This is a genomic window from Sutcliffiella sp. NPDC057660 (assembly GCF_042800035.1).
Taxonomy (GTDB): Bacteria; Bacillota; Bacilli; order Bacillales; family Bacillaceae_I; genus Sutcliffiella_A.
In genome coordinates this window covers 125,569-134,197 of the sequence record NZ_JBHVHV010000015.1, presented here as the reverse complement: position 1 = coordinate 134,197, position 8,629 = coordinate 125,569, and the positions used below count along the sequence as shown (strand labels likewise).

Here is an 8,629-nt window from a genome sequence, read left to right as displayed (position 1 = left end):
CCCAGAGGGGATAACATGGAGGAGCCGTATGCGATGACCCGCACGTACGGATCTGTGAGAGGCGCATGAATAAATTCATGCGCCTACTCTATTTTATGCGTAAATCCAAAACTACATATTGACCAGATTGGTCACGGGGTGATATATTTAAAATGACCACACTGGTCACTAGAAAGAAGGTGAACAAAAATCAATTCCAAATTCTATAACTTAGCTTATGAAAAACGAGCAACTATTATTAATGCTTCCATGCAGGAGTTTACAGTCAAGGGATACCAATTGGCTTCAACCAACGAGATTGTCAAACAGGCAGGCATTTCCAAAGGGTCGCTTTTCAACTATTTCAATAATAAGAAGGATTTGTATTTGTTTCTGATTGATTACGGTATAGAGGTTTCCAGAGAGATAATGACAGAAATTGATTTCAATGAAACAGATCTACTTGAGAGGTTAAGGCAGATTACCATCGTCAAGCTGAGAGTGATTAAAAAATATCCGGAGGTTTTCAGTTTTCTTCAAGGCGCGATTGCAGAAAGTTCCGAAGAGGTAAAGCAGGATGTGGAGCAGATTACGATGCAATTTGCCAAGGAGAGTTATCAAAAACTATATGAAAACCTCGACTACTCCAAGTTCCGGGATGATATCGACATACAGAAAGCGATCAAGACGATCTATTGGACCATAGAGGGGATTGGTAATGAAAGCAAGGAAAAAATCAAGTTCAATAGCGCAGACAGCTTTGATGTAGATGCGCCTTTCAAGGAAATGGACGGATATATTGAGCTTTTTCAGAAAGCTTTTTATAAATAACAGGGCGGAGGGGCTAGGATGTCAGTAATTCAATTGAAGGATTTAACCAAGTATTATGGGAAGGTTCTCGCACTAGATGGCGTCGACTTGGAGGTGAAAGAGGGAGAGGTGTTCGGCTTTATCGGTCCAAATGGAGCAGGTAAATCTACCACCATTCGGATTCTACTTGGTCTTTTGCGAAAAACAAGTGGAGAGGTCAGTCTATTTGGCAAAAATCCATGGAATGATGCAGTGGAGCTGCATAAGAGAATAAGCTATGTACCTGGTGATGTAAATCTTTGGCCTAATTTGACCGGTGGGGAAGCAATTGATCTGTTTGGTCGCATTCGTGGGGATATGGATAAAAAGCGCCGTGACTATTTGCTAGAGAGATTCGCCCTGGACCCGACTAAAAAGTGTCGCACCTATTCAAAAGGGAACCGCCAAAAGGTGGCGCTCGTTTCCGCTTTTGCCTCCCAAGCAGAGTTATTCATTTTAGATGAGCCTACTTCAGGGCTTGATCCATTGATGGAGTCCGTATTCCAGGAATGTGTCGCAGAAGTGAAGGATGAAGGGAAATCGGTTCTTTTATCAAGCCATATCCTAGCAGAAGTGGAGAAGCTCTGTGACAGGGTGGGCATCATACGGGAAGGGAAGATTGTGGAATCGGGTACCCTTGATGAACTGCGCCATTTGACGAGAACATTCATGACCGTAAGTACCACCAAAAAGGTGGAAGGACTCGATCAAATAGAGGGAGTTCACCAGTTGGAAGTGGTAGGAGACGAGGCGAGGTTCCAAGTCGATTCTACGCGGATGGACCAAGTGCTGAAATTCTTGGCACAGTATGAAATCAAAGGGTTGACCAGTACTCCACCTACTTTGGAGGAGCTGTTCATGCGTCATTACGGGGAGAACAACCAGGCTGTAAAGGGCGGTGAGTAATAATGAATAGCGAACAGTCGTTTGCAGGAACATGGACGCTGCTGAAATTCATGATGCGCCGAGATAGGATCCAGATTCCTATATGGATTCTTGGATTGACACTTACCATTTTTGCAACATTGGTCAGCTTTGATGAAATGTATCCCACAAAGGAAGGGCGACAAGCTATTGCCGTAACGATGGCAAATCCGGCTTCCATTGCCCTGACTGGACCTAAGCTGTACCTGGAGGATTACATATTTGGTGCAATGATGTCCCACCAGATGCTCGGTATGGCAGGGATTGTGGTAGCACTTATGAGCGTGTTTCTTGTTATACGGCATACACGGAAAGAAGAGGAGACCGGTCGTGCTGAACTGATCCGTGCATCTGTTATTGGTAGGCATGCAATCGGGACTGCCGCCTTTATCTGGGCTATTGGAGTAAATCTGATCCTTGCCCTGATAGTGGCCTTTGGGTTAGGAGCTTTAGGTGTGGAAAGTGTGACTATGGAGGGCTCGTTCTTATTTGGGGCTGGGTTGGCTTCTGTCGGTCTTTCGTTCTCAGCGCTTGCCCTGGTGTTCGCGCAGGTGATGGAGCATGCAAAAGCGGCGTCAGGTCTTGGGGCTGGAGCGGTTGCTGTGGCATTCAGTATGCGTGCCATCGGAGATTTGGGAGAAAGTTTCTTATCATGGCTATCCCCGATTGGGTGGGCTCAGCAGACTTCAGCCTATGTAGATAATCTTTGGTGGCCTTTGCTTCTTAGTCTGGGTTTCACCCTCATCCTGACTGCTATTGCGTTTCCGCTTAGTGCCAAAAGGGATGTCGGAGCGGGTTTGATTCGCCCGAGACGGGGCAGAGCTGAAGCATCTTCCTTGTTAAATGGTCCACTTAGTCTGGCATTTCGATTACAGCGTATGAACCTATTGATTTGGGGCTTTGCGATGCTTCTTTTTGGAATGTCCTACGGGGCATTTATCGGGGAAGCGGAAGAAATGTTCGGGTCCATCGGGGATTCCCTGGACGGCATGCTGCCTGAAATGGATGGAGGAGTTCTTGCAGACAGCTTTGCAGCAATGTTTATGACAGTAGCTGCAATGATCGGAACGATTCCTGCATTACAAAGCATCCTGAAGCTTCGAAGCGAAGAGAATGCAGGTCGCATTGATCCACTGCTCTCCAATGCGGTTTCCCGTACTAGACTGCTTTGGAGCTACTTGGTTGTCGCCCTTTTAAGCAGCCTGTATCTTACATTGATGGCAGGAGTAGGGATGGGCATAACCGGAAGTCAGAGTATGGAGGATTCCAGCTATTTGGGTACTCTTACCCTAGCCGGCCTTTCATTTACGCCTGCACTTTGGGTAACGATCGGTCTGGCTGTCGCCATCTATGGGTATTTCCCTAGGAAAACAAGCTTCAGCTGGTCGCTGGTGGGTTTTGCATTTTTTGTTGTCTATCTAGGAGGAGTTCTTCAACTGCCGGAATGGGTAATGAACCTATCTCCATTTACACATGTCCCAAGAATTCCAGCAGAGGATTTCGAATGGCTTCCATTACTGGGCTTGACTGCTACAGCTGCAGCCCTTATCCTGGCAGGATGGTATGGCTATCGCAGACGTGACATTACCAATTAATATGATGGAGCTGACCCCTTAAACGGGAGTCAGCTCTATTTTGGTTACATAGGTTCTACGAATAGAGTCAATATTAAAGGAGAGTATCTACATAACATAATCTGTTTTAATTTAGCAACATTTCTTTTGTTAAGATTTTGTAAAGTTTTGTCGAAATAGCTATCTGTTTTGAATATATTAGTTTAATATTATTTTGTTATTTAGGTAGATAAAATGGAGGAATTAACATGGTTTTTAAGAAAAAGGACAAATTTTCAGTTCATTTAAGCAATATATCTGCAAATCTTAAAGAGAGCACTTTCTTTTTCGCTGATTATAAACTGACAAATGCAAGCGATCTAAAGGTGTTTTCCGAAAAAATGAAAGAGTTTGAAACAAAAGGGGATAAAATGGTCCATGAAGTGATCAAGGACTTGAATAACTCTTTTATTACGCCGATCGAGCGTGAAGATATCCTGGCATTAACTATGAGTATGGACGATGTTCTTGATGGATTGGAGCACACGGCTGCTATGTTTGAAATGTACTCCATTACCGATGCGGATGAGTTTATGCTTAAATTTGTGGATGCTATCCGTCATTCTTCTGTGGAAATAGAAAAAGCGGTGGACCTGTTATCCTCTAAGAAGCTGCTTCAAATGAGGGAGCATGCCATCAAGATCAAAGATTACGAATCCAAATGTGACGGAATTCTTCGTCAATCCATCAAGCATTTATTTGCTACAGAAAAGGACCCGATCCGAATCATTAAATATAAAGAAATCTATGAAGAGCTTGAGGAAATCGCTGACTCTTGCCAAAATGTTGCCAATACTTTTGAAACTATCATCATGAAGAACGCTTAAGGAGTAGTGCATTTATATGGATACAATTCTAATCTTAACTGTTCTGATAGTTATTGGGGCTTTGGCATTCGATTTCATTAATGGATTTCATGATACAGCGAATGCGATTGCAACTTCCGTATCAACGAAAGCATTGAAGCCAAGGCATGCCATCATTCTTGCTGCGGTGATGAACTTTGTGGGTGCGATGGCATTTACAGGTGTTGCGAAGACCATTACAAAGGATATTGTTGATCCTTTTACCCTGGAAAATGGCTCTGTTGTCATTCTTGCAGCATTACTTGCAGCCATCAGCTGGAATTTGATCACTTGGTATTATGGAATACCGAGCAGCTCATCCCACGCGCTTATCGGTTCCATTGCAGGTGCAGCTATTGCGGCAGCAGGATTTTCAGCTCTGAATTATAGTGGTTTCCTAAAAATCATTCAGGCGCTGTTAGTTTCACCCGTTCTTGCATTTGTAGTAGGCTTTATTGTATACAGTATCTTTAAAGTAGTATTCAGGAATAATAATTTGACAAAAACCAATAGGAATTTCAGGCTCTTTCAAATTGCGACTGCTGCTCTGCAATCCTTCACACATGGAACGAATGATGCACAAAAAGCAATGGGTATCATTACAATGGCCCTTATCGTCAATAATTATCAAACCTCGGATGATATTCAGACATGGGTTCAGTTTTCCTGTGCGCTTGCGATGGGTCTAGGAACCTCTGTTGGTGGTTGGAAAATCATTAAAACGGTCGGTGGGAAGATCATGAAAATACGTCCGGTCAACGGAGTGGCAGCAGACCTTACTGGTGCAGCGGTTATTTTCGGGGCGACATTCATTCACCTGCCTGTCAGTACGACCCATGTTATTGCTTCTTCCATCCTGGGTGTTGGTTCTGCCCATCGTGTAAAGGGAGTTAAATGGGGGACAGCGCAAAGGATGTTGATCACCTGGGTGATTACACTTCCGATTTCAGCGACTTTAGCCGGTATTTTCTATCTGATTCTTAATACTTTCTTTTAAAAGATAAACGAATAGGCACTGTCATGCATGTCTGACAATGGAGGAGTTCTCCTATCAGCACGCATGACAGTGCCTTTTTCATTCACCCTTTTTATGTAGAAACTCGTACGATAATACCAAGCCGACACAAAACAGTCCCATAGCCACATATGCTGGAAGAAGATGTGTAAACGTTGTATAGCCGATCAGAAAATGTATCGCGATACCGGTTATGAATGCGGGAAGGCCTCCAATCAAAAAGGTCCACCAAACCCATTTGTTCCCCTGCTGAAAACCCCACAAGGAAAGCATCAACACGAGAAGTCCGACGCTCAATAAAGCACTTCCGAAACCTGCCCGGTCATGTGCCAATACCGAGATAAGGTTCTGATTGAACTCGTCGAGCATGTTCGGCGGCATGCAGATATACTGAATATCCGTAGGTACAAAAACGGAGGTTATGCCAATATAGGAAATCACGATCCCGCCAAGTACAAAGGAAAATCCGAGCAGGACAAGAGCGAGCTGTCCATAGATTCCCTTTTTCCAGACAGAGTCATTTTTCAGATTTGAGGAAGCTGGTGTACCTATTATTCCTCTCGTTTTGAAAAATCCGTATAAGTACACAGGCAAGAGGATAAGCCAAAACAGCAGGTGCAGCCAATCGAAATAACCATAGCCAATAAAGGAAAAGATGCCGAGAAAACCGATGATGGCCGCTACATCAATGGCTTGTTTGGCCCAAAGTAGACCCTGTCTGACTCCGTATTTAGCCAGCTGCATATAAACGATCCCGCCAGAAATCATAGTTCCTGCCAATGTCAGCCGGTCATGTGCCATAAACAGCATGATGCGTTCATTAAAGAGCCATATCTCTTCTTTTTTCATGCCGAGGAAATGCTCATCATATGGCAGAACAATAGAGGTCACCCCAAATAGAAAGGCGAGCATGCCGCCAATCAGGATGAAAAAGCCGAACAGCCAATATGCGAACCATCCGTTGTATGCTGGTTCTGGTTGTTGCAGCCTCACTAACAGCGATTCGTTGATCCGTTTAGTAAGGCCAGGACCGGAAAATACATAGCCGTCTGAGAGTAGTACCAGGTCCGCACCTGCATTCAGCAGTTCGTGGGCATGCTCGGGCTCCGAAATTCCACCTGACGTAACAATGGTTTTTTCATAACCTGTTTGTCTAAGGCTTTGCACCGCTTCTGAAAGCTCAAAGTCTTCTGATTTCTCTTCCAGTACTACGCCATCGAAGGAACCGGGATTTATCTTTGACAGATCAGTCATGCAAGACGTCGCAATCCAAATCGGCTTATTGGTGTGAAGACCCAGCGTCGTCTGCATATTTTCCACAATGTAGCCATCAGCATAGGGATCAAGTTCTGCCGCCATCCTCTCAACCTCTTGCCTGCTGCCGGAGAGACGAAGGAAAATCGGCTGTTTTTTGGTCAGTTTCCGAAGCTGGTGGATTGTTTTCTCTAAGCCGATGGATGGTAGTACTTCAGGAAAATCTATGCGCTTTGCTTTATTATCTTTTATCGGTTGCTGCCCGTTTTCCCGAGGTTCCAATGTAACAGGACCAATCTCTAGAAAACCGAATCCCAAATTCGAAAAAGCCCTGGTACCGGAGAGCAAAGGATCGATCTTCCCGGACAAACCTACAGGGTTCTTGAAATCTATGTGGTGAATTTCCTTATGTAATAGCGGAGAGCATTCTTCACGTCCCAGAAAATTGATGATATGTGATCCCAGCCCGAATGGAAGGGAAGCGATGGTGTTCATTCCACGATGAATGAACTCCCTTGCCGCTAGTGGCGGCAAAATGGAAAGGACAGGTTTAAAAATGCCATGATAGGACCAGTCTGGCATGGGGCATTCCTCCCTGATGAAGTTTGTTATGTTACGTTCATTTTAACATTTTGCAATACTTCAAAACTGATTTTCTCCAAAAATATTCCTTTTAAAACGTGTCAGAATTTTATGATATATTAGTAGAGTGGACATGCAGGAGGGATTTTTGATGGGAGTAAAGGATAGTTTACTGACAGATGAAATGATGGATACGATTATTGCCAATGCCTTTGAGTGGATTGTGGTGGTCGACCATCGTGGGGAAATCATCTATTTGAACGACAGCTATAGCGCTTTTTTGGACGTGGATAGCAAGACTGTCATTGGCAAGCATGTTACAGAGGTAATTGAAAATACCCGCATGCACCATGTCGTCCAAACAGGCAAAGAGGAGCTGGCGGACTTACAATATATTAGGGGCAATTACATGATTGCCAATAGAGTGCCAATATTCAATAGCAACAAAGAAGTGATTGGTGCATATGGAACGGTAATATTCCGTGATACAAGCGAATGGGATAAAATGAACAGCCATGTAAAAAGCATGCTGGGAAGAATTCGAAATTATTTGCAGGAGTACGAACAGCAAACAGGAGTCAAATATACTTTAGAGGACATTATCGGAAAGTCCAAGCTCATACAGACGTTGAAGGAGAAGGTAAAGCATATCGCATCCAGTGATGTGTCCGTTCTGATACGTGGTGAGAGCGGTACAGGCAAAGAGCTTTTTGCACATAGTATTCACCAGCTGAGTAACAGGAGCTCCATGCCTTTTATTAAAATAAACTGCGCCGCTATACCTGAGCATCTTCTGGAATCGGAGCTTTTCGGGTATGAGGAAGGGGCTTTTACAGGTGCGAAAAAGGGAGGGAAGAAGGGGAAATTCCTTCTGGCTGATGGCGGCACCCTATTCCTTGATGAAATAGGGGATATGTCGCTCCCTATGCAGATAAAGCTGCTTCGGGCGCTGCAAGAGGGGGAAGTGGAACCGATAGGTGCACAAAAACCGGTACAAGTGAATGTCCGGGTGATTGCAGCCACCAATCGTCCTTTGGAAAAGATGATGGAGGAAAAGCGGTTCCGTGATGATCTCTATTATCGAATTCACGTCATTCCGTTCCACATTCCATCTTTAAGGGAAAGAACCGAGGATATCCCGATGCTTGTGGAGCATTTCATCCAGAAAATATGTAAAAGGACCGGCAGGAGAATTACATCTGTGACTCCGGATGCACTATCAGTTTTATCTCGTTACCGCTGGCCGGGCAATATCAGGGAATTGGAGAATGTCATTCAAGCTGCAGTTCATCTCTCCACAGGAGATAAATTGACACTTGAAGCGCTACCTGATTATCTAACGGCATCATACTCCATTCCGATCGGTTCCAAATCACTGAAGGAAACATTGGAAGACGCCGAAAAGCAAGCGATCATACAAACATTGGAGAATGTGCATGACGATAAGCTGGAGGCTGCGAAACTGCTTGGAATAAGCAAATCGAGTTTATATGAAAAAATCAAGAAATATCACATAGGCTAAGCGAGTCCAGAATTCCGGAAAATAGTCCAGAAATCTGGACTCTCTT

The 8,629-nt window shown here is 44.3% G+C and carries 7 protein-coding genes; 6 read left to right on the top strand and 1 reads right to left on the bottom strand.

The genetic code is table 11. The annotated features are described in order from the left end of the window. The first annotated feature begins 189 nt into the window (after positions 1–189). From ACFVAD_RS17935 to ACFVAD_RS17915, 5 genes are all read left to right on the top strand, one after another. Entirely contained in the window at positions 190–810 is a 621-nt protein-coding gene (locus ACFVAD_RS17935) for a TetR/AcrR family transcriptional regulator (protein ID WP_386643148.1), read from the top strand. 18 nt (positions 811–828) lie between these two features. Continuing rightward, positions 829–1,734, top strand: coding sequence for an ABC transporter ATP-binding protein (locus tag ACFVAD_RS17930; protein WP_386643125.1), 906 nt, complete (start codon positions 829–831; stop codon positions 1,732–1,734). 2 nt (positions 1,735–1,736) lie between these two features. Next, positions 1,737–3,347 (top strand): ABC transporter permease, encoded by a 1,611-nt coding sequence (locus ACFVAD_RS17925; protein ID WP_386643123.1) that lies wholly within the window; start codon positions 1,737–1,739, stop codon positions 3,345–3,347. A 227-nt stretch (positions 3,348–3,574) separates the two neighbouring features. After that, positions 3,575–4,192, top strand: a complete 618-nt coding sequence (locus ACFVAD_RS17920) for a DUF47 domain-containing protein (RefSeq protein WP_386643121.1) — start codon at positions 3,575–3,577, stop codon at positions 4,190–4,192. A 16-nt stretch (positions 4,193–4,208) separates the two neighbouring features. Continuing rightward, positions 4,209–5,207: an inorganic phosphate transporter gene (locus tag ACFVAD_RS17915; RefSeq protein ID WP_386643118.1), complete on the top strand. Its 999-nt coding sequence runs from the start codon at positions 4,209–4,211 to the stop codon at positions 5,205–5,207. Between the two features lie 78 nt (positions 5,208–5,285). On the opposite strand, the gene ACFVAD_RS17910 is transcribed toward ACFVAD_RS17915, so the two are convergent. Next, on the bottom strand, positions 5,286–7,061 hold the full coding sequence (locus tag ACFVAD_RS17910) for a dihydroorotate dehydrogenase (protein ID WP_386643117.1): 1,776 nt from the start codon (positions 7,059–7,061) through the stop codon (positions 5,286–5,288). 151 nt (positions 7,062–7,212) lie between these two features. On the opposite strand from ACFVAD_RS17910, the gene ACFVAD_RS17905 reads away from it, so the two are divergent. After that, the gene (locus tag ACFVAD_RS17905) at positions 7,213–8,583 is read left to right on the top strand and encodes a sigma-54 interaction domain-containing protein (RefSeq protein ID WP_386643114.1); all 1,371 of its coding nucleotides are present in this window, start codon (positions 7,213–7,215) and stop codon (positions 8,581–8,583) included. Positions 8,584–8,629: the final 46 nt, after the last annotated feature.

Excerpts from the sequence above, each read along its gene's own strand:
- ACFVAD_RS17910 (WP_386643117.1), bottom strand. The coding sequence starts at position 7,061 with ATGCCAGACTGGTCCTATCATGGCATTTTTAAACCTGTCCTTTCCATT.
- ACFVAD_RS17920 (WP_386643121.1), top strand. The coding sequence starts at position 3,575 with ATGGTTTTTAAGAAAAAGGACAAATTTTCAGTTCATTTAAGCAATATA.
- ACFVAD_RS17905 (WP_386643114.1), top strand. The coding sequence starts at position 7,213 with ATGGGAGTAAAGGATAGTTTACTGACAGATGAAATGATGGATACGATT.
- ACFVAD_RS17925 (WP_386643123.1), top strand. The coding sequence starts at position 1,737 with ATGAATAGCGAACAGTCGTTTGCAGGAACATGGACGCTGCTGAAATTC.
- ACFVAD_RS17915 (WP_386643118.1), top strand. The coding sequence starts at position 4,209 with ATGGATACAATTCTAATCTTAACTGTTCTGATAGTTATTGGGGCTTTG.
- ACFVAD_RS17930 (WP_386643125.1), top strand. The coding sequence starts at position 829 with ATGTCAGTAATTCAATTGAAGGATTTAACCAAGTATTATGGGAAGGTT.